The 19,303-nt window shown below is 60.5% G+C and carries 17 protein-coding genes; 6 read left to right on the top strand and 11 right to left on the bottom strand.

Annotated features, from left to right (window positions below; genetic code table 11):
* Nucleotides 1-43: 43 nt before the first annotated feature.
* Complete coding sequence (locus AC1D06_RS01800; RefSeq protein WP_477984536.1) at nucleotides 44-2,080, top strand: oxidoreductase; 2,037 nt, start codon at nucleotides 44-46, stop codon at nucleotides 2,078-2,080.
* 124 nt (nucleotides 2,081-2,204) lie between these two features.
* On the opposite strand, the gene AC1D06_RS01795 is transcribed toward AC1D06_RS01800, so the two are convergent.
* Nucleotides 2,205-3,344 (bottom strand): CaiB/BaiF CoA transferase family protein, encoded by a 1,140-nt coding sequence (locus tag AC1D06_RS01795; protein WP_477984534.1) that lies wholly within the window; start codon nucleotides 3,342-3,344, stop codon nucleotides 2,205-2,207.
* 115 nt (nucleotides 3,345-3,459) lie between these two features.
* On the opposite strand from AC1D06_RS01795, the gene AC1D06_RS01790 reads away from it, so the two are divergent.
* The gene (locus AC1D06_RS01790; protein ID WP_477984532.1) at nucleotides 3,460-4,425 is read left to right on the top strand and encodes a LysR family transcriptional regulator; all 966 of its coding nucleotides are present in this window, start codon (nucleotides 3,460-3,462) and stop codon (nucleotides 4,423-4,425) included.
* Between the two features lie 293 nt (nucleotides 4,426-4,718).
* Complete coding sequence (locus AC1D06_RS01785; RefSeq protein ID WP_477984530.1) at nucleotides 4,719-5,111, top strand: hypothetical protein; 393 nt, start codon at nucleotides 4,719-4,721, stop codon at nucleotides 5,109-5,111.
* Between the two features lie 183 nt (nucleotides 5,112-5,294).
* Here the strand turns inward: AC1D06_RS01785 and AC1D06_RS01780 are convergent, their stop codons facing one another.
* Nucleotides 5,295-5,846, bottom strand: coding sequence for a HEAT repeat domain-containing protein (locus AC1D06_RS01780; protein WP_477984528.1), 552 nt, complete (start codon nucleotides 5,844-5,846; stop codon nucleotides 5,295-5,297).
* Between the two features lie 325 nt (nucleotides 5,847-6,171).
* On the opposite strand from AC1D06_RS01780, the gene AC1D06_RS01775 reads away from it, so the two are divergent.
* Nucleotides 6,172-6,747: an SEL1-like repeat protein gene (locus AC1D06_RS01775; RefSeq protein ID WP_477984526.1), complete on the top strand. Its 576-nt coding sequence runs from the start codon at nucleotides 6,172-6,174 to the stop codon at nucleotides 6,745-6,747.
* Nucleotides 6,748-6,802: 55 nt separating this feature from the next.
* Here AC1D06_RS01775 and AC1D06_RS01770 read toward each other — a convergent pair whose 3' ends face one another.
* Entirely contained in the window at nucleotides 6,803-6,952 is a 150-nt protein-coding gene (locus AC1D06_RS01770) for a hypothetical protein (protein WP_477984524.1), read from the bottom strand.
* Nucleotides 6,953-7,158: 206 nt separating this feature from the next.
* Between AC1D06_RS01770 and AC1D06_RS01765 the strand changes: the two genes are divergently transcribed.
* A complete protein-coding gene (locus AC1D06_RS01765) occupies nucleotides 7,159-7,497 on the top strand; it encodes a hypothetical protein (RefSeq protein WP_477984522.1) in 339 nt (112 codons plus the stop codon).
* Between the two features lie 450 nt (nucleotides 7,498-7,947).
* Nucleotides 7,948-9,399, top strand: a complete 1,452-nt coding sequence (locus AC1D06_RS01760) for an aldehyde dehydrogenase family protein (protein ID WP_477984520.1) — start codon at nucleotides 7,948-7,950, stop codon at nucleotides 9,397-9,399.
* Nucleotides 9,400-9,417: 18 nt separating this feature from the next.
* On the opposite strand, the gene AC1D06_RS01755 is transcribed toward AC1D06_RS01760, so the two are convergent.
* The 8 genes from AC1D06_RS01755 to AC1D06_RS01720 form a co-directional block, all read right to left on the bottom strand.
* Nucleotides 9,418-10,236: an HTD2 family dehydratase gene (locus AC1D06_RS01755; protein WP_477878931.1), complete on the bottom strand. Its 819-nt coding sequence runs from the start codon at nucleotides 10,234-10,236 to the stop codon at nucleotides 9,418-9,420.
* Nucleotides 10,233-11,546 carry an MmgE/PrpD family protein gene (locus AC1D06_RS01750; RefSeq protein ID WP_477878932.1) on the bottom strand — a complete coding sequence of 438 codons (1,314 nt, stop codon included), beginning with the start codon at nucleotides 11,544-11,546 and terminating at the stop codon, nucleotides 10,233-10,235. The genes AC1D06_RS01755 and AC1D06_RS01750 overlap by 4 nt, the downstream gene beginning before the upstream one ends.
* Nucleotides 11,543-12,724 carry an acyl-CoA dehydrogenase family protein gene (locus tag AC1D06_RS01745; protein ID WP_477878933.1) on the bottom strand — a complete coding sequence of 394 codons (1,182 nt, stop codon included), beginning with the start codon at nucleotides 12,722-12,724 and terminating at the stop codon, nucleotides 11,543-11,545. Before AC1D06_RS01745 ends, AC1D06_RS01750 begins: the two co-directional genes overlap by 4 nt.
* Before the next feature lie 106 nt (nucleotides 12,725-12,830).
* Nucleotides 12,831-13,769 (bottom strand): LysR family transcriptional regulator, encoded by a 939-nt coding sequence (locus AC1D06_RS01740; protein ID WP_477878934.1) that lies wholly within the window; start codon nucleotides 13,767-13,769, stop codon nucleotides 12,831-12,833.
* Nucleotides 13,766-15,625 (bottom strand): SLC5/6 family protein, encoded by a 1,860-nt coding sequence (locus AC1D06_RS01735; protein WP_477878935.1) that lies wholly within the window; start codon nucleotides 15,623-15,625, stop codon nucleotides 13,766-13,768. Before AC1D06_RS01735 ends, AC1D06_RS01740 begins: the two co-directional genes overlap by 4 nt.
* Nucleotides 15,622-16,089, bottom strand: coding sequence for a hypothetical protein (locus AC1D06_RS01730; protein ID WP_477878936.1), 468 nt, complete (start codon nucleotides 16,087-16,089; stop codon nucleotides 15,622-15,624). Before AC1D06_RS01730 ends, AC1D06_RS01735 begins: the two co-directional genes overlap by 4 nt.
* Nucleotides 16,090-16,348: 259 nt before the next feature.
* Nucleotides 16,349-18,553 carry a flotillin family protein gene (locus AC1D06_RS01725; RefSeq protein WP_477878937.1) on the bottom strand — a complete coding sequence of 735 codons (2,205 nt, stop codon included), beginning with the start codon at nucleotides 18,551-18,553 and terminating at the stop codon, nucleotides 16,349-16,351.
* Between the two features lie 47 nt (nucleotides 18,554-18,600).
* Entirely contained in the window at nucleotides 18,601-19,290 is a 690-nt protein-coding gene (locus AC1D06_RS01720; RefSeq protein ID WP_477878938.1) for a bacteriorhodopsin, read from the bottom strand.
* Nucleotides 19,291-19,303 lie beyond the last annotated feature (13 nt).

Raw genomic sequence — 19,303 nt, 5'->3', positions numbered from 1 at the left:
ATTTTGCTAACTTCAGCCCACCTTTCTTAAATCGGAGCGTCAGATGTCCAACGATCCCCTCCTCCAGCCCTATCAATTGAAGCATTTGACCCTCAAAAACCGCATTATCGTCACCTCGCACGAACCTGCCTATCCGGAAGACGGCATGCCGAAGGGCCGCTACCGCGCCTATACCGTCGAGCGCGCCAAGGGCGGTGTCGCGATGACCATGACGGCCGGATCGGCGGCAGTCTCCAAGGACAGCCCGCCGGTGTTCAACAACCTGCTCGCCTATAAGGACGAGATCGTCCCATGGGTTAGGGAAATGACCGACGCCGTGCATGAGCAGGGTGCCGCGATCATGATCCAGCTCACCCATCTCGGACGCCGCACACGCTGGGACAAGGGCGACTGGCTTCCCGTCGTCGCCCCATCTCACCACCGCGAAGCCGCGCACCGCGCCTTCCCGAAGAAGATGGAAGACTGGGATATCGAGCGCATCATCAAGGATTTTGCCGATGCGGCCGAGCGCATGAAGGCGGGCGGCATGGATGGCGTCGAGCTTGAAGCCTATGGCCATCTGATCGACCAGTTCAACTCTCCGCTCACCAACGAACTCGATGGCCCCTATGGCGGCCCGCTGGAGAACCGCCTGCGCTTCTGTTTCGATGTCTTCAAGGCGATGCGCAAACGGGTGGGCGACGATTTCATCCTCGGCGTCCGCTATACGGCTGACGAGCGCCTGGAAGGCGGCACGGGCAAGACGGAGGGTCTCGAGATTTCCCGCCGCCTGAAGGAAAGCGGCCTGATCGACTATCTCAATGTCATCCGCGGTCACATCGACACCGATCCGGGCCTGACCGACGTCATTCCGATCCAGGGCATGGCGAGTGCACCGCATCTGGACTTTGCCGGCGAAATCCGCGCCGCGACTGCCTTCCCGACCTTCCATGCCGCCAAGATCCAGGACGTCGCTACGGCCCGGCATGCCATCGCATCGGGCAAGGTCGACATGATCGGCATGACTCGCGCCCACATGACTGATCCGCATATCCTGCGGAAAATCATCGAAAAACGCGAAGACGACATCCGCCCCTGCGTTGGCGCGAACTACTGTCTTGATAGAATCTATCAGGGAGGCCTGGCCTTCTGTATCCACAACGCGGCGACCGGCCGCGAAGAGACGATGCCTCAGGTCATCGAAAAGGCGCCTGAGCGCAAGAAGGTGGTCATCGTCGGCACCGGCCCGGCGGGTCTAGAAGCGGCACGGGTCGCCGGTGAACGCGGCCACGACGTCACCGTCTTCGAAGCGGCCGCCAATCCGGGCGGCCAAATCCGCCTCACGGCGCAGAGCCCGCGCCGCAAGGAGATGATCGGCATCATCGACTGGCGCATGGCCCAGTGCGAAAAGGCCGGCGTCAAATTCCACTTCAACACCTGGGCTGAAGCCGCCACGATCGAGGCCGAGAAGCCCGACGTCGTCATCATCGCCACAGGCGGCCTGCCGCATACCGAGGTCTTGACGAAGGGCAACGAACTCGTCGTATCTTCCTGGGACATCATTTCCGGTGACGTGAAGCCTGGCACCAATGTACTGATCTTCGACGATGCCGGCGATCACGCAGGCCTTCAAGCCGCGGAAATCCTGGCGAATGCGGGTGCCAAGGTGGAAGTCATGACGCCGGACCGGTCCTTCGCACCGGAGGTCATGGCCATGAACCTCGTGCCTTATATGCGCTCGCTGCAGAAACTCGATGTAACCTTCACGGTCACATACCGCCTGGAATCGGTCGAGAGGAACGGCAACCAGCTCGTCGCCCATGTCGGCAGCGATTATGGCGGCATCTCCAAGCAGCAGGTGGTCGACCAGGTGGTCATCAACCATGGCACCATTCCGCTCGACGACCTCTATTTTGAACTCAAGCCGCGTTCATCCAATCTCGGCGCAGTCGATTACGACGGGTTGATCAACGGTCAGACGCAGTCGTTCATTCGCAATTCGGAGGGACAATTCCAGCTCTACAGGATCGGTGACGCCGTGGCCGCCCGCAACACCCACGCAGCCATCTACGATGCGTTGCGGTTGGTGAAAGACATCTGATCCTCGCTCGGACCTCAAGCGAGAAGCCCCGCCAGGGATAGGCGGGCGGTCGCTTCTGCTGCGACACCCGCTCTGCCCACCTGAGCTTATCGAAGCGCGGACACCTTCCTGAGGGCGACCGGCATCATCCGGTCCTCTTGCCGTGGGAGTGGAATTCGGCCCGCAACGCTGCCGAATGCTGTCCGAGCGCCGGCACTGCGCTTGCAGTGACGCTGTCGCCGGGAATGTTGATGCCACGGCCCATCATCTCGACCGGTCCGGTCGGTGTCTCCGTCGTCACGTGACGGGCTTGCGGGTGTTCTAGCAGATCATCAATCGTCGAGAGCCGGCCGCAGGCGATGCCGGCTGCGTTCAGCCGCTCGACCGCCACCTCCCGACCCAGACGCGAGAGCACCGCAGCGATCAGTGTCTCGACCTCCCTCATATTCGCCACCCGGTCGACATTGGTTGCGAAGCGTGGATCGCGAGCCAGAGAGGGATCATCGAGGATTTTTTCGCAGAGCGCTGCCCATTCCCGGTCATTCTGCACCGAAAGCAGCAAATCCCGCCCGTCGGCACAGGTGAAGGCGCCATAGGGTGCGATCGACGGATGCCTGAGGCCGACCCGCTTGGGGGCGGCCCCGCCATAGCGGGTCTGCAGATAGGGCACGTTCATCCAGTCCGCGATCGTGTGGAACAGCGACACTTCGACCGTGCGGCCGCGGCCAGTGGCGTGCCGACCGATCAGCGCCTGCAGCACGGCGGAGAAGGCCGTCTCGCCCGCCGCGATGTCGCAAACGGAAATGCCGACGCGGGCGCTGCCCTCGGGCGTGCCATTGACCGCCAGCAGGCCGCTTTCGCCCTGGATGAGCATGTCATAGGCCTTCTGGTCGCGATAAGGTCCGCTTTCGCCATAGCCGGAAATGGAGACATAGATCAGCCGCGGATGCTCGGCCGTCATCGTCTCGGCGCCAACGCCGAGACGGGCGGCAGCACCCGGTGCTAGGTTCTGTACGAAAATGTCGGCCGCCGCGATCATCCGCTTGAGCAGCGCTAGGTCCTCGGGCTTGCGAAGATCGAGACAGATCGACTCCTTGCCGCGGTTGATCCAGACGAAATAGGCGCTTTCGCCATGCACCAGCCGGTCATAGCCCCGGGCAAAATCGCCTTCCGGCCGCTCGATCTTGATGACGCGGGCGCCGGCCTCGGCCAGCCGCGCGGTCGCGAGCGGTGCCGCCACAGCCTGCTCCAGCGACACAACCAACAGGCCGTCAAGATCACGCATAGGCCGACTCCTCCATTCACGAGTAGACGTTAGCGTTTGGTCGCTAGAGGCGGAAATATCGGTTTCCTTGACAGGCTAGATCAAAGCCGACTAACTCCTTGTCAGGGAGACAGAAATGGATATCCGGCACCTCAGATATTTCATCGCGATCTCGGAGGAACGGTCGCTGTCGGCCGCGTCGCATCGCCTCGGCGTCGCGCAGCCCTCCCTTTCCCAGCATGTCATCAAGCTTGAGGAAGAGCTTGGCGTACAGCTGATGGTGCGCTCGCCGCGCGGCATCCAGCTGACCGACGAAGGGCACCTGCTGGCAAGCCATGCCCGCGAGATCTGCCTCAGCCTGGATCAGTGTGTCGCCGCGATGAAGGAGGCCGGAGGCGCGGTGCGCGGCACGGTGGCCTTCGGTCTGCCGCCTTCCGTCTCCATGGTCATGTCGGTGCCGCTTGCCGAAACGGTACGGGTCGAACTGCCCAATGTGCGGCTGCAGGCCATCGAATCCATGAGCGGCTATATCAAGACCTGGCTCGAAGAACAGAAGATAGACATCGCCTTCCTCTACAGCCTCGATAAACACGAGAATTTTCGTGTCACGCATATCCTTGACGAGGAGCTCTGCTTTTTCTCCGCGCCGGACAATTGGCCGCTCGAGACACCGCCGGGCATGCCGGTGCCATTGCGAGCACTGGCCGATCTCGAACTCATCTTGCCCGCCCCGGCGCATGGGCTGACCAAGACGATCACCAAGCACACATCCGCGCTCGGCATCGACCTCAATGTCGTCATCGAAATGGATGCGATGACGCAGATCAAGGAACTGGTCGCCCGCGGCTCCGGCTACACGATCTTCGCACCCGCAGCCGCCCATGACTTTGTCGCGCGCGGAGAACTGGTGAAGTCGCCGATCATCGAGCCGACGATATCGCGGCCGGTCTATCTGGTCACCAACAGCGCCCGCCCGTTGAGCCGGGCCTGCAGGGCAATCGAGCGCATCACCCTGACGGTGGCACGCGACCTCGTCCGCCGGGGCATCTGGGAAGGTCGGCTTGTCGGTGAGATAGAGGATATGCTCGACCAGCCGAGTTAGGCGCAGCAGCGTTCCTTAATCGTTTGCGGCAACCTTCCTATCTATGATAATGCGCTTATCTCATATTGGCGCAGAAAACGTATATTTATCAATATTTTATGCATGATACAGCAAAACGATGCTGTTCCTCAATTCAAGACTTATGCACGTTAATTAAATATGGGAGGCGACAATGAATGGTGGACCAGTACAGCAACAGTGATTGGTACGATTATCAAGCTTGGTTGTAGTGGCATTGGCCCGAATTCTGGAGAGATTGAAACGATGCTCGATTATTGCATGGAGGGGCGAACATGAATTCAATCGGGTCGGTGATCGGCAAGGGACTGATTGTGGCTGGTTTGCTGATATCTGCGGGATCGGCGCTGGCGGCGGGAAGCGATGACGGTTTCGCAGCGTTCTGGACGCAATTCAAAGCTGCCGTCCGCAAGAGCGACCAGAAGGCCGTATCGCTGATGGTCAAATATCCGATCGAATACGACGGTCAACGGCAAGTGGCTGATTTCCCTATGATCTGGAATGGTTCTTTCGACCCGGAGCAGCGGACGTGTCTTGCCAAGCAGAAGCCCGTCAAGGACACCTACGAAGGTAAGGTCAGTTATGCTGCTGTCTGCGGCGACGAGATCTACGTTTTCGGCAAGGATGATGCCGGCTGGAAATTGACGGATTTTGCCGTAAACGATTGAGCGGACTCGCCTTGGCACCGACCGGCCTCAGCGGGTCTTGAACCGTCAGCGTGATCAATGTGTCTGGAAAACGACCGGAAACCTTACATCGAATTCTGTACGGAAACCGTGTCAGGTTATCTATTTGAAAATTCAAGAGTTTCGGGATAGCGGCACCATAGCAACCCCTCTGGCTAGAGAGAACTAATCAACAGCTTGGGAGATACCGTTTTCAGCTGTTCCCCGAACCAAACCAGAGCTGTCCTCCAGGAGGGGCGTCAACAACTTGCGCTGATCAGGGAATCTCACCGCCATTATTGCCCTAGCTGCTGACCAACGATTGATCCAATCCTCGCTTTTCAGCTGCGCAATCAGGTATGAGCGAGTTACCTCGGGAGTTAGCCTTTTGAACAGGCGGAACAGCCCATGACGCTCGATCTGAGGCTGTGAGAAGCAGAGATGAAGCAACCAGTCGGCATCAGCGGGTAAGATAAGGTGCTCCAACGCGCCAATGGCGACGTGTATTAGTGTTATTTGCCGACTTTTAGTTTTTTTCAAGCTGGCGGTCAGAAAATCCTTGATCATTTCCTTGTCTGCGGCGTGACCCCATGTGCCCAAAACCTGAATTGAGAGAGATTTTGGACCTGGTGGTCTGCCTGCCAGCATCTCTCGAACAAATCCAAGTGCTTCGGATGTCCGTGGCGCGCCCATGAGGGCGCGTAGACGCAAGCTGTTTTCTGCAATCTGGTCTGTCATTCGCATTTGCCCATGCGGAAATACGGCCGAACGGACATTGGCCGCCTATGATCATACATCAAGGAAACCAAATGAGCCGAGTGCTTTTACTCGACGCTGACGTTATCGCGTACAACGCCGCCTCCGCATGCGAGGTGGCAATCCCCTACGGCGACGGCTACTGGGCGTGGCACGTTTCCTCAATTGCAGGTCAGAAGGTAATCTACTGGTGGAGTGCGAAACTCAAGAATATGGGGACAGGGTGGATTCGCCTCGCCGATTGTGACAGTTTTTCGTGCTTCCTGTATGTCGAAGAAAATCGAATGCATACTTTTGGAGTCACTTGGTGCCGGACAACATTGATCGCAATTTAGAAGCTGCGGGACGCGCCTTGCAGGAGGGTAGGGCAAAAGATGCAATAGCGACCTATCTTCGGATGATGGAGATCGACCGATCAAGCAAAGGAGTAGCAGCTTATTGCCTCGGACTTGTATATGACGGTGGCCTTGGAGTTCCCAAAGACAAAGATGCTGCCTTGAGATACTACACCTTGGCGGATGCCGAAGGATATGAATTGGGTACTTACAGGTTGGGCCACATGTTGCTCGTGCGCGATGAGAGCGCGGCAGCCTTGGCCAAATTCAAGTCCATTGCCAAGAGGAACCCGTCCGCGGCTTACTGGATATATCGGGTTATGGCGGAGGTGACGGATCGACGCGGGGCTCACAGAGAGGAGTCTGAGCGCTACCTAGCCATGGCAGCCAGCGAAGGGCATGTTCTGGCGAAGCGGGTTTACGCCTTAAGGCGGCTTCGAGATGAAGAGGGTATTCTGAAGATACCTGGTGGTTTGCTTGAAGTCGTAGGATTAGTTTTTTATGCCGCGAAGTTGGGGGCGAACGGCGAGAAGCTTTTGTATGAGTAACTGGGCGTTGCAAAAATCAAGAATTTCGGAACAGCCGCCTAGCGCAAAAATCAGCTCAAATCATCGGCGGAAGTCCATCGCCATCGTTTCTGGGAATATCCATTCTCTGATAGCGCGGGCCGGGCCTTGTTGCCTTGTAGAAGATGAAGCCAACAAAAGTGGCAATAGCGGCTAGTGCCAAAGCGCCAATCACAACATGGCTCATGATGTCACTCCGTCGGTGGACGAGCGCACTGTACATTCAACCGGCGAGCAAGTCACGGTGGTTCCTTCAAATGGAGGGAGTGGCGCGGCCAACATCTCTCGCTGTAAGCGTCCCGTCGCATAAATCAGGAATTTCGGGACAGGGGATCGCCACCGCTGTTTTCAACCACTTCCGTGTTTCAGAAATTAGGTTCGGAAGGCCAAACGATGAAGATTGAAAGAAGCGGTGAAATCATTCGTTTGAAATCCCTCTGCCGGAAGAGTTCGGATCTGAATTCGCATGACGTGACGCGTGTAGTGGTCTGGGCACAGAAACAGAGTTATGCCCTCTTGGCATCTCTTTTGCCGGCCTCTTTCCGAGAGGTGAAGCTTCGCTTTATAATCGTTGAATTTAACTCTCAGGATCATCTGACATTTGATGCGTTTCGCGACAAAGGCTTCAACGAGGTCGTTCCTTGGCTGGAAATCACGGGGTGGGATTTAAGCAAAGCTATCGAGAAAGCTTTGAGAACGCCATTGATAAGAGTCGAGGCGTACCGGACCTAGAAGCTCCCAGTCGTTTCAGCATCCCCAATGCGGAAGACCGTGTTGTTCGATAAACGACCGTTTTTCGGACATACCTCACCGATCCCGCTCTTGCCCGCTTTGAACATCAAATCTTGTAAGGAAACTATGTAGAGAAATCTGTTCTACGGAAATCGGCGATTTGCTGGAATCCGAACATGCTCATCGGATACGCCCATGTCAGCTGAAAAAGGCAGCCGACATAGCCCATCATTCGTCGATACAAAGGACACAACTTTACGACCGCCGCGGTGACGAGGTCAACCTTGACGATGTCGAGTAGATATTGATCTGCTTACAATCAACCACTCTCGCGCCAACCGTCACGCGGCCTATTCAGAAATGCTATGGCTGCCAGAGACTTTTCCGATTTGACCATCCGCCAGCCCCTTCCCAGACTGCGCTCGCAATAGTGCCGGCAGGAGGTGCACAATGGGCGCGGATATCTGGTTCGACACCGACAAGATTCTCGTTGGAGGACAGTGGCAGGATCCTTCCTCCGGGGAACGGCTGGAACTTCTCAACCCCTCGACCGGCCAGCCCCTGTGCAATATCGCCCGTGGGCGCGAGGCTGACATCGATGCTGCCGTTGCGGCTGCCAAGGCCGCGCGTGCCGGCGCCTGGGGGCGGTTGACGGCGGCGGAACGTGGGCGGCTGATGCTGAAACTGTCTCAGGCGATCCTCGAAAAGATCGACCAGCTCGCCCGCATCGAGGCGCTGGATGTCGGCAAGCCGTTGAAGCAGGCGCGCGCCGATGCCGTGACCATGGCGCGCTATTTCGAATTCTATGGCGGAGCCGCCGACAAGGTGATGGGCGACACCGTTCCCTATCTCGATGGCTACACGGTCTGGACGATCCGCGAGCCACACGGCGTGACCGGGCATATCGTTCCCTGGAACTATCCGATGCAGATCCTGGCGCGCTCGGTGGCGGCGGCCTTGGCGATGGGCAATGCCTGTGTCATCAAGCCGGCGGAAGAGGCCTGCCTGACCTCGCTGGCCATGGCGCGGCTGGCCGAGGATGTCGGCTTTCCCGCCGGCGCCATCAATATCGTGCCCGGCCTTGGGGCAGAGGCCGGGGCGGCACTTGCCGCTCATCCGGGCATCAACCATCTCTCCTTTACCGGCTCGGTCGGGGTCGGCACGCTGGTGCAGCAGGCGGCGGCGAAGAACCTGGTGCCGGTGACGCTGGAGTTGGGCGGCAAATCGCCCCAGGTGGTCTTCGCCGACGCCGATCTCGAACGGGCCCTGCCCTTTCTTGTCAATGGCGGCATACAGAATGCCGGCCAGACCTGTTCCTGCGCCGCCCGTATCCTGGTCGAACGCAAACGGCATCAGGAAGTGGTAGAGCGCATGGCAGCACGCTATGCCGCATTGCGCGTCGGCCCGGCCATCGACGACCTCGATCTGGGGCCGGTGATTTCGGCCCGGCAGAAGGGGCTGATCGAAGGTCTCCTCGCGCAGGGTTCGGAGCTTGAAGTGGCAGCGCGCGGAACCATTGCGGACGGCGCGCCGGATGGCGGCTTCTATCTGCAGCCGACGCTGTTTGCCGATGTGCCTGCAGATCATCTGCTTGCGCAGAGGGAGATTTTCGGACCGGCCCAGGTGATCATCCCCTTCGATGACGAGGCGGAAGCGCTCGCCATCGCCAATGGCACGGATTATGGGCTGGTGGCGGGTGTCTGGACGGAGAACGGCTCTCGGGCGCTCAGGATGGCGCGGGCCATCCATGCCGGCCAGGTTTTTCTCAACAATTATGGTGCCGGTGGTGGGGTCGAACTACCGTTCGGCGGTGTCGGCAAATCCGGACATGGGCGCGAAAAAGGTTTTGAGGCACTCTACGGCTTCTCCACGGTCAAGACTGTCGCCGCCCATCATGGCTGAGGCGGCGCATGGCCTTGCTCACGCTGCTGCTCGGCTGGTCATCGTCACGATCCCGTCGTCGGTTCGCACCCGGAGCTCGATTTCATCGTCGCCTTTTCGAGCCTCGATCACAGCCGGAATGCCTGCGATCAGAGGCGAGACCCCGCGGTAACTGAAGCGCGTGGGCGCATGTCCCAGAAGCTCGGCGGCGAGGTTGAGCATCAGCAATGCCTGCATCGGCCCGTGGACGACAAGGCCAGCATAGCCTTCGACATTGCGCGCGTAGGGCTCGTCATAATGAATACGGTGGCCGTTGAAGGTCAGCGCCGAATAGCGGAACAGCAGGGTGGAATCGGTCACCAGCGGGCGTTGCGCGACGACATCCCAGCTTTCGGCCGCTACAGCGGCCGGACGGGCGCCCGGTTTGGGGTCTTCGCGATAGACGACATCTTGCCGCTCGCGCAGGCGGACCGTACCGTCGGCGCTGTAGGCATGGTTGACGGTGACGAAGCCCAGCCGTCCGGAACTGCCTTCCTTGAAGGCAATGTCGGCGATCGTCGTTTCGCGGGTGACGGCGTCGGAGGAGGAGAATGGGCTGACGAATTCCAGTTCGCCGCCGGCCCACATGCGTCGCGGCAGCGGCAGCGCCGGCAAGACCAAGCCTGTGCGCGGATGGCCGTCGCGGCCAAGATCCGCAGCCGGAAAAAGATCGGGAACAAATGTCCAGTGAAAGCCGAGCGGCACCTCCGAGGGCGCAAGCAGCCCGTCGAACGTCGTGCGGAACATCTGCAATTGTCTCTCGGAGATGGTTTCGGCGCGCGCGCTCGTGCGGCCGATCCAGTGTTCGTATTCGCTCATGGTTGCCTCAACAATTGGCCAAGCTCGGCGGCCGGCAGGCCATCGAGATCGGTCACGGCTTTCCATATTCCCTGCGCCTCCGATCCGATAAGCTCGACGGCCTTGGTGCGCAGCCCCCGCTCGATCTCGGCGGCAGGCAATCGCGCCGACAGATCATGCGAGAACGGCACGACCCTTCCATTGGTGAGGACCACCTCGCCGACGGCCAGCATATCGCCGACAGCGGCATCGCCGGTGACATGCACCCTGGTGGCGAAATCGGCGAGCCCAGGATCATCCGCAAGCGCGTCCGTATAGGTACGGTCATTCGATGTCGGAATTTGCCGAAACACCATGCCAGCCAGCCAGGCATAGCTGAACTTGACTTCCAGACCGGTTCTCGGCCGCTTGATATCGCAGACAGAGAGCCAGCGCGGGTTGGTGAGTAGGCGTATCCCGGCAATCTCATCCATTTCCATTCCGGCCCGAACGGCGGCCAGGGCTTCGATCATTGCATGCGTGCCGTGGCAGCAGGCATGCAGCTTGTATTTGATATCCTCGAAGAGGAAAGTCCCCGGCGGCGGATTGTCCCATACGCCCCGCGCTTCGTCGGGCGCGTCGGAATGGGTTGGAACGAAGGCCTGGGCACCCATGAGGCCATCGTCGGCCGAGGTAAAGCCGGCCTTGGCAAGAAGAGCGCATTCCACCCCGTTGGAGGCGGCGATGCCGGCATTATAGGGTTTGCCCATGGTGCCGAATTGCGATTTGAGTCCGGAGGCGCGCGTGGCGGAGAGCCCAAGGGCAACCTGCATTTCCGCGCGGCTCAGCCCGAGAATGCGGCCGGCGGCAATCGTGGCGCCAAAAGCGCCGGCCGTGGCCGTCTGGTGAAAGCCCCTGTTGTAGTGGACCGTGCCAAGCACCATGCCGATCCGCACCGAGGCCTCGGCGCCAAGCAGGAAGGCATCGGCGACCGCAGCACCCGATGCGCCGATCATTTCCGCCGCTGCCAAAGCGGCCGGATAGATTGCCACGGAGGGATGGCCGATATGGCCGAAATGGGTGTCGTCATAATCCAGCGCATGGCTGGTGGCGCCGTTGACCAGCGCCGCAGCCCGCGCCGGCAACTGGCCGCCGCCGATGACGGAGGAGATTGGTTTTCCACCCTCCGCCGCTGCGAAATCCCTGAGAATTTTCGCCAATGGCTCGTTGCGGCCCGCGCGACCGCAGACCATCCAATCGAACAGCGAAAACCGCGCCACCACTCGGGCCGATGGCGGTATCGCCTGGGCCGGCAATGCCGCAAGGTCAAGCACGTGGGAGAGTGTCGTCATGCCCTGCCCTCCCCGTAGGATTTCGGCAGACCCAGGACCTGTTCGGCGATGTAACAGAGAATGAGGTTGGTCGAGATCGGCGCCACCTGATAAAGCCGCGCCTCGCGGAATTTCCGCTCGACGTCATATTCCTCGGCGAAGCCGAAGCCGCCATGTGTCTGCAGGCATGCCTCCGCCGCTTCCCAGCTTGCATCGGCGGCCAGCATCTTGGCGGTATTGGCTTCGACACCCGGATTGTGGCCGGCATCATACATGGCCGCGGCGCGATAAACGATCGCTTCGGCGGCCAGCATATGTGCATAGGCGCGCGCCAGCGGAAACTGCACGCCCTGGTTCTTGCCGATCGGCGCGCCGAAAATGATGCGCTCTTTCGCATAGGCCGAACCCTTGTCTATGAACCACTTGGCATCGCCGATACATTCCGAGGCGATCAGGATTCGCTCAGAATTCATTCCGGAAAGGATGTATCGGAAGCCCTTGCCCTCTTCGCCGACAAGGCTCGAGGCGGGAATGCGGACATTGTCGAAAAAGACTTCGGTGGTGGCGTGATTGATCATCGCCCGGATCGGACGGATGGTGATGCCATTGCCCACCAATTGCCTGAGATCGAGCAGGAAGACGGACAGGCCATCCGTCTTGGATTTCGCCTGGTCGCGCGGCGTCGTGCGGGCAAGTAGCACCATAAGATCGGAATGTTCGGCGCGCGACGTCCAGATTTTCTGGCCGTTGATGATGTAGCTATCACCATCACGTCGCGCCGTCGTCTTCAGCGCCAGCGTGTCCGTGCCGCTGGTCGGCTCGGTCACGCCGAAGGCCTGTAGCCTCAGCGAGCCATTGGCAATGCCTGGCAGCCATTGGCGCTTCTGCTCCTCGCTGCCGTGGCGCAGCACCGTGCCCATCGTGTACATCTGCGCATGACAGGCGGCGGCATTGCAGCCGTTGCGATGGATTTCCTCGAGGATGACGGCGGAGGCCGTGAGGTTGAGACCCGATCCGCCATATTCCTCCGGAATCATCGCAGCGAGATAGCCTTCCTTGATCAGCGCATTGACGAAATTTTTGGGGTAGGCGCGCCGGGCATCGAGATCACGCCAATAGCTGCCGGGAAATTCGGCGCAGACCCTGGCCACGCCCTCTCGTATGTCGGCATAGTCAGCGGTCGGGTTGAATGTCGTCATGCGATGCTCCTGTTCTTTGCCGATCGCCAGATTCGTCGGAAAGGCAGAGGATGTGAAATATCAAAACCTGATCGAAGCTAGCCGAGACACCTATGACCAACCCGTCTCAGTAAACCGCTTCCATCGTCTGCTTGATCTGGCGCGCTCTCGCCAGGATGCTGTCGGCAAGCCCGTCGGGAATCCCGTCGCCGGTGAGTTCTGGCTGTAGAAGTGCTATGGTGCGCACCATGCCCGGCTCATCGATGATCCTGGTTTCATAGAGCCCTTCGGCCGCATCGCCAGCGACGGAGTGATAGGGAAGGATCGTCGCATATTCCCCAGTGCCGTCACCAACCAGTGCCTTGACAGCGGTCAGGCTGTCGAGTTCGAGCGCCGGCACCAGCGGATGGTGTCGCTCGCTGCAGACGGTATCGATGATGCGGCGCAGCTGATGGATCCGGCTCGGCAGGATCAGCTTCATCGTGTCGATGTCTTCGAGGCTGAGCGTCGGCTTGTCCGGCACGTCCTGGCTTGCCAGTACCAGGCGTTCGGAGAGAAGATTGGTGATCCGCAGATTGCCCGGCTCCGGCGGGCTATAGGTCAGCGCCAGATCGAGGCGGCCGGCTTGCATCAGATTGCGCAAGTCTCCAGAATAGGCCTCGATGACGTTAAGCGCCGCCGCACCCTGCCCCTGGCGCAGGGCCTCGCCGATGTGATCGAGAAAAAGCGGCACGATTGTCGGGCATATGCCCAGCGTCACCCGGGCCGGACTACCGGAGAAATGCTCGCGCAGGTGGTCCACAAGGCTGTCGAGGCTGTCGAGATGCCGGCGTGCCTCACTCACCAGGTAGGTTCCTGCTTCCGTCGGAACCGCGCCGCGGCCGCTGCGGGTGAAGAGTGTCACGCCAAGCTCGCCTTCAAGCAGCTTGATCTGGCGGGTCAGCGCCGGCTGGGCAATGCCGATCGCACTTGCTGCCCGTGAGACGCTGCCATTGTCGCAGACGGCGACGAAGTAGCGCAAACGCCGGATATCCATGCCATTCCGCTCGGCCTTCATGGAATTCATCGCTCCATCACGCGCGCAAGGCCGGCAGCGATCCATGCCGGAGTCGGACGGCGTTCAGGTTTTTGTGCAGGCAGCTGTCTCAAACCCTCCTCACTGGTGAATCCAAGCCGCGATCGATAAGCGAGCCACCAGACGAGCGGCACACCGATCAGCCAGAACAACAGTTGCCAGACCCACAAGGAGGGGATGCCGAGCGCCGCCGTGCGGGTGGTGAAGATCGGCTGGCTGAAGAATGTGTTGCCGAGGATGGCGCCGGGGCCGATGGCGAGGAAGGCCCAGATCAGCGTCAGCGACCACAGTGCCCCGCGTGCGTTGCGGCCGCCGAAGTCGACATGCCAGCGAGCCGCGAATTCACCATGCAGGCGGTCGCGCTGGTCCCGCTCCGCGCCACGCCTGGTGAAAATCGACACCAGCAGGACTGCGGCGAAATTGAATGACAGTCCCCAGACCACCGAATGGATGGTCAGCGGCCAGCGGCCCCATGGCAGGCGCACGAACAGGCCTTCGATCAACACCAGCCCCGCTGGCTCGGTGAAAAAGACCATGAGCATGCCGAAAATCAGGCCGGTGATCACCGCACTGCGGCTGATCCAGGGCGCGAAAGCCAATCCCAGCAGCGCCGGCAGCAATTGTGCCGCCGTCGGCAAAGCGAGGCTGGCAAAAATGGTTGATGTCAATGGCGCGTAAGCTGCGAGCATTGCGACCAGCAGATAGGCGATCGCAATCCCGATGCGGGCGGCTAGCCGTTGTCCGGCACGGCTGAGATCAGGCAGGACATAGGCGGTGATCAATTCCCGCGTCAGCAGGATTGCGCCTGTCGCGGTGAAAAACGAGATGGCGAGCTGGGCGGCCACGAGAAAAACCAGAGCAAGGCCCGCACCGATGAAGATGTCGACGGCACCAAGCTCAGTCGCAAGCGACGCAATCCCATGCCCTATCCGCGCTGCGAGAAAGGGCATGACGACAATGAGGATGCCCGCAGTCAGGCCGGAGATAATCCACACGCTGCCGCGCGCCAAGGCCGAACCGCTTTTCGAGCTTATGCCGAGATAGAGGAAGGCCGGCGACACGACGGCGCCGATGAAGGCCAGCGCCGTCGACGCGATGCTCACGCAGGTGAAGAGGCCGCCGGCAACCTGGCCCTTGCCGATGCCGGCCGAATATTGGATCACACCCGGGATCTGGTCGGCCAGAATCCCTTTTGCCACCGGAATGCCGGCATGCAGGAAACCTGGGGAGGCAAGAACGATCTCGGCAAAACCGCTCACGGTCAGGGTCAGCACCGCGACCAGGACCGATTGCAACGCGACAATGAAGATCGTCGCGCGCCATCCGCCGATGACGGCAGGCAGGAAAAGGAAGAAGGCTTCTCCCCAGATGGCCGTCACACGCGGGATCGCTCCGCCGCTGATCTCGGCAATCAGGCTCCCGGTGCCGGACAGCAGGCTGGCAGACAGTGGCAACCCGAACAGAGCCGCAAGCGCCATCATCACGATGCGCAAAGTGATGCTCTGGTAATAAGCACCGATCGCCTCGCCTGGGCTCGTCCAACCGGAAATCCTGGCGGCAAGCCATATCCGTTTCTGAATGAGCAGCATGGCCAGCGCCGCAAACAGCAGGCCGATCGCGACGTGGCTGGCCTGCAGGCCAAACGTGCTGGTCAGGACAATGTGGTCCGTCAGGCGGTAGCTGGCGACGCAAATGCCGCCGAACGAAAACATCACCGCCCATCCAGGGAGGGTCGGCTGGCCGCCTTCGAACCAATCGGATGCAGGCGCCGAACGCGCCATGCGGGCGGCGATGTAGACGCCGTAGGCGGCAAGGACCGTGAGGAGAATGACAAGCAAAGACGTCATTTGCGGCCTCTCCGATCCCGCAATTGCGAGGACCGCTTGGGGTTGTTGTCACGAATGATGTCGAAGAACTCGAAGGCACCGCGCGCACCTGCCCGGGTGACCATGTAGAAGATTACGGTCGCCACCAGCACCGCCATCCCGCCAACCACGATGAGGAAGTTTCGTTCCGCGAAGCCTGGGGCAAACAACGTCGCCATCACGAAAGCCAGGACGCCTGCGAGAAACAGCACCAGTGCCAGCGCCACCTCGGGGGCGGTGAATCCCGTGTGCAGCACCGCATTGACAACGACATGCGCAGCAAAGCCAGCGAGGATCGCACCGAAGCCGGCAGCAATCCAAAGCGGTCCGCCTCCGCCGAAGCCATAGTGGAACAGCGCCAGGGCTACGAATCCCGCCGGGATCCACACCGCCATGACGAGACCATGCCGGTCAAGCCGTGCTGCGCTGTCGTCTTCGGGTGTCATCGGTCAAATTCCTCCTATGCCTGCGCGGCAATTGCATGTGACCTGCTGCATAAGTCGCTTGCTCCCTCTTCTCCCCAGCGGGGAGAAGTGCCGAACGAATGTGAGGCGATGAGGGGGCGCCCCACCCGCGGCAGCCCCCTCATCCGGCCCTACGGGCCACCTTCTCCCCGCCGGGGAGAAGAGGGAGTCCGGCGTCAATGCCCCGGCCAAACGCAGCGTTTCGCTCATATCCGACGATTCTCCCCCCTCCGATCACCCATCAATCATCATCCTTGCCGGACTTGCCGCCCGGCACTGGCGGGAAATTGCGGAACGACATGCCGCCGGCCGAACCGAGATTCTTGAGCGGCAGGCCGATCTCCTCCATCAGCCCGTCGACGAAGGCCACCTGGGTGCGGTATTTCATCGCCGAATTGACGACCTGGTCGGGAATATTGCCTCCCGACGGCGAACCACCACCGCCGGCGCTGCCGGTTTCGGATGGGCTGTTGAGGCCAGGCAGGCCATCGACCTGCAGGATCTTGATCGATTCGATGTTCTCCATCGGCTTGACGCTTTCGCGGATGATCTGCGGCAAGGTCTTGACCAGATGCTCGTAAATGGCGCTGCGGCGGGCCTCGTCGCTGCGCATGTTCTCCGCCTCGTTGAGCTTGCGATTGCCTTCGGCATCCGTCTCATAGCGCACCTCGGCGGCCTTGGATTCGGCAATCTCGCCCTGGGCGCGGTGTTCGACTGCGAGCTTTTCGGCTTCAGCATGTTTGACAACCCGAAGAGCTTCACGCTCCGCCGCCGCCTCGGCGGTGATGACCTCCACCTTCTTGTTACGCAAAGCGCTTTCCTCGGCGCGCACTGTCGCCACCTGCTCTTCGACAGCAGCGAGTTGCTTGCGGGCTTCCGCCTCGCTGGTACGGGCAACAGCTTCCTCGATTGCCTTGTTGACCACGGTGATCAGGCGCCGTTTCTCGGCGAGATCGATCTCCATGTCCTGCTCGATGACGAAGCGGTCGATATATTTCGAGGCGGCGATGCGCATCTCCTCGATTTCACGATTGGCGACGATCGCCGCATCCTCGACCTTGCGCAGGCTGACGGTCTCGGCGAGCTTGATACTTTGCTGCTTGGCGATCTCCTGCTGCGCGACATCCTCATCCTTCTTGATGCGCTCGACCTCGATGGCGTGCTTCTTGGCGATCACGGCCCGCTCTTGTTCCGCCGCAGCCTGCTCGTTGGCGACGCGGACGAGTTTTTCCTTATCGACCGAGAGGAGCTCGATTTCCCTTTGGGTGTCGAGGCGGCGTGCCTCCACATCACGTTCCCGATCGAGCCGCGCGTGTTCGATCTCGGTGGCGGTGCGGCTATCGAACACTTCGATCTCCAGCCGCGACTTGATCTCGGCTTCCCGCACCTGCCGCTCGCGCTCGATGCGCTCGGCTTCGATCTGCTGCCGGGTGAGGATGCGTTCCGTCTCCAGCCTGGTACGCGAAGCGATCTCGATGAGCTCGGTTTCCTTCTGCCGTTCGATCTCCAGTGCCCTGAATTCGTTCTGGGTCCGGATCCGCTCGGAATCGATGGCGTGATCCTTGGCGATCTGGATGCGTTCGGATTCTTCTTCGGCCTTGAGCTTGGACTGGGTAATGGCTATCGCCGAGGTCGACCGTTCCGCCTCGATTTCGGCAAGCTGGGCAACGCGTCGGATCTCGATGGCGCGCGCCTGGTCGATGCGGGCATATTCGAGGTCTCGATCGATCTCGAGCGACCGCTGTTCGGCTTCATAATCCCTGAACTTGATGTCGATGCGAGCTTCGTTCTCGATCTTGTTGCGCTGTTTGCGGCGCGACTCGATCTCTTCGGTCAACTGCGTCAGACCTTCTGCATCGAAGGCATTTGCCGGATTGAAGACCGAAATATCGGACTGGTTGAGGGATGTGAGAGAGGCGTTTTCGAGTTCGAGGCCGTTGGTGCCGAGCGTCTTGCCGGCGATCTCGGCGACGCGGCCGATGTAGCCGGCGCGGTCCTGATGGATCTCTTCCATGGTCATCGAGGCGGCGACCGACGACATCGCGTCGACGAACCGGCCTTGGATGATCTCCTTGAGCGCCATCGGGTCTTCGGTGCGTGACCCGAGCGTGCGTGCCGCGGTCGAGACGCCTTCCGGGGTGGCGACGACCCGGACGAAGAACTCGGCGACCAGATCGACGCGCATCTTGTTGCGCGTGATCAGCGACTGCTCGCCAATCCGGCGGATTTCAACCGGGATGGCGTTCATGTTGACCACGGTTATGTCGTGGATGATCGGGATCACCAAGGCCCCGCCGCCCATCACCACCCTCTCGCCACCGGAGCCGGTGCGCACAAAGCTCTGGTCCTTGGACGAATGACGGTAGAGCCAGTGGAGGAGATAGACCCCCACCGCGATGAGGATTGTCAGCAGGATAATGATTGCGATTGCATCAGCACCGGTCATTGTCGTGTCCTTTCGTCAGGCAGCCGCCTTTGGAAGTTCGGTCGCGCTCAGTAGCGTTCCTGGCCGGCAACGGCCAAAACGATGAGCGACGGAGTGATGAGATTGATGAGATCGAAGAGCGTGTAGAGAGCGACGACGCCGGAGGCCTGCCCGGCTCCAATGACAACGTCGACGAAGTGCAGGATGGGATAGATGGCCCAGCCGATCGTCAGGATCAGGCGGATCCAGAAATATCCGAGCCGCACCGGGCGGCTACTTTTGCGCACGATGTCGGCCATGGCGCCGAAATACATTTCGCCGAGGATATAGAGCCAGAAGCCGATCGAGAGCAGTACGCCAAGCGTGCCGTTGAAGAAGCCGGCATCGCCGAGATAACGCGAGAACACCATCAGAAGGGCCGCTGCGGTCATCCGCCAGAAGACGCCGACCGGCACCTTGCCGAGGGCTGAGACGAAGAAATAGATGGCCGCGACCTGCAGCGGATGCACTGTGAACCAGGCGGAAAAGCGGATGCCGCCGCTCGTCTTATGGGCCGTCAGCCACAGCGAGGTCGCACCGACATAATCGAGCGACGATGCCAGGGCGGCGACGCCGACCATGGCGAGCGGCACCCGCCATTTCTCATTGCTCCAGCTCAGTCCGAGGAAACACAGGATCGCCGTCGAGAAGGTGGCCAGCAGGGCGCCGGCATAGGCGCTGCTGACCACATCCTGTGTTGTGTAGAGTGCTCCGAACATGTCTTTCCCCTTA

It is taken from the genome of Rhizobium sp. P2_G2 (assembly GCF_056403555.1).
The sequence above is the reverse complement of the archived record's forward strand: the minus strand, read 5'-3'. Positions and strand labels throughout refer to the sequence as shown.

What these genes read in the sequence shown, in the direction of transcription:
- AC1D06_RS01800 (WP_477984536.1), top strand. Translation starts at nt 44, where the DNA reads ATGTCCAACGATCCCCTCCTCCAGCCCTATCAATTGAAGCATTTGACC.
- AC1D06_RS01795 (WP_477984534.1), bottom strand. Translation starts at nt 3,344, where the DNA reads ATGCGTGATCTTGACGGCCTGTTGGTTGTGTCGCTGGAGCAGGCTGTG.
- AC1D06_RS01790 (WP_477984532.1), top strand. Translation starts at nt 3,460, where the DNA reads ATGGATATCCGGCACCTCAGATATTTCATCGCGATCTCGGAGGAACGG.
- AC1D06_RS01785 (WP_477984530.1), top strand. Translation starts at nt 4,719, where the DNA reads ATGAATTCAATCGGGTCGGTGATCGGCAAGGGACTGATTGTGGCTGGT.
- AC1D06_RS01780 (WP_477984528.1), bottom strand. Translation starts at nt 5,846, where the DNA reads ATGACAGACCAGATTGCAGAAAACAGCTTGCGTCTACGCGCCCTCATG.
- AC1D06_RS01770 (WP_477984524.1), bottom strand. Translation starts at nt 6,952, where the DNA reads ATGAGCCATGTTGTGATTGGCGCTTTGGCACTAGCCGCTATTGCCACT.
- AC1D06_RS01765 (WP_477984522.1), top strand. Translation starts at nt 7,159, where the DNA reads ATGAAGATTGAAAGAAGCGGTGAAATCATTCGTTTGAAATCCCTCTGC.
- AC1D06_RS01760 (WP_477984520.1), top strand. Translation starts at nt 7,948, where the DNA reads ATGGGCGCGGATATCTGGTTCGACACCGACAAGATTCTCGTTGGAGGA.
- AC1D06_RS01755 (WP_477878931.1), bottom strand. Translation starts at nt 10,236, where the DNA reads ATGAGCGAATACGAACACTGGATCGGCCGCACGAGCGCGCGCGCCGAA.
- AC1D06_RS01750 (WP_477878932.1), bottom strand. Translation starts at nt 11,546, where the DNA reads ATGACGACACTCTCCCACGTGCTTGACCTTGCGGCATTGCCGGCCCAG.
- AC1D06_RS01745 (WP_477878933.1), bottom strand. Translation starts at nt 12,724, where the DNA reads ATGACGACATTCAACCCGACCGCTGACTATGCCGACATACGAGAGGGC.
- AC1D06_RS01740 (WP_477878934.1), bottom strand. Translation starts at nt 13,769, where the DNA reads ATGAATTCCATGAAGGCCGAGCGGAATGGCATGGATATCCGGCGTTTG.
- AC1D06_RS01735 (WP_477878935.1), bottom strand. Translation starts at nt 15,625, where the DNA reads ATGACGTCTTTGCTTGTCATTCTCCTCACGGTCCTTGCCGCCTACGGC.
- AC1D06_RS01730 (WP_477878936.1), bottom strand. Translation starts at nt 16,089, where the DNA reads ATGACACCCGAAGACGACAGCGCAGCACGGCTTGACCGGCATGGTCTC.
- AC1D06_RS01725 (WP_477878937.1), bottom strand. Translation starts at nt 18,553, where the DNA reads ATGACCGGTGCTGATGCAATCGCAATCATTATCCTGCTGACAATCCTC.
- AC1D06_RS01720 (WP_477878938.1), bottom strand. Translation starts at nt 19,290, where the DNA reads ATGTTCGGAGCACTCTACACAACACAGGATGTGGTCAGCAGCGCCTAT.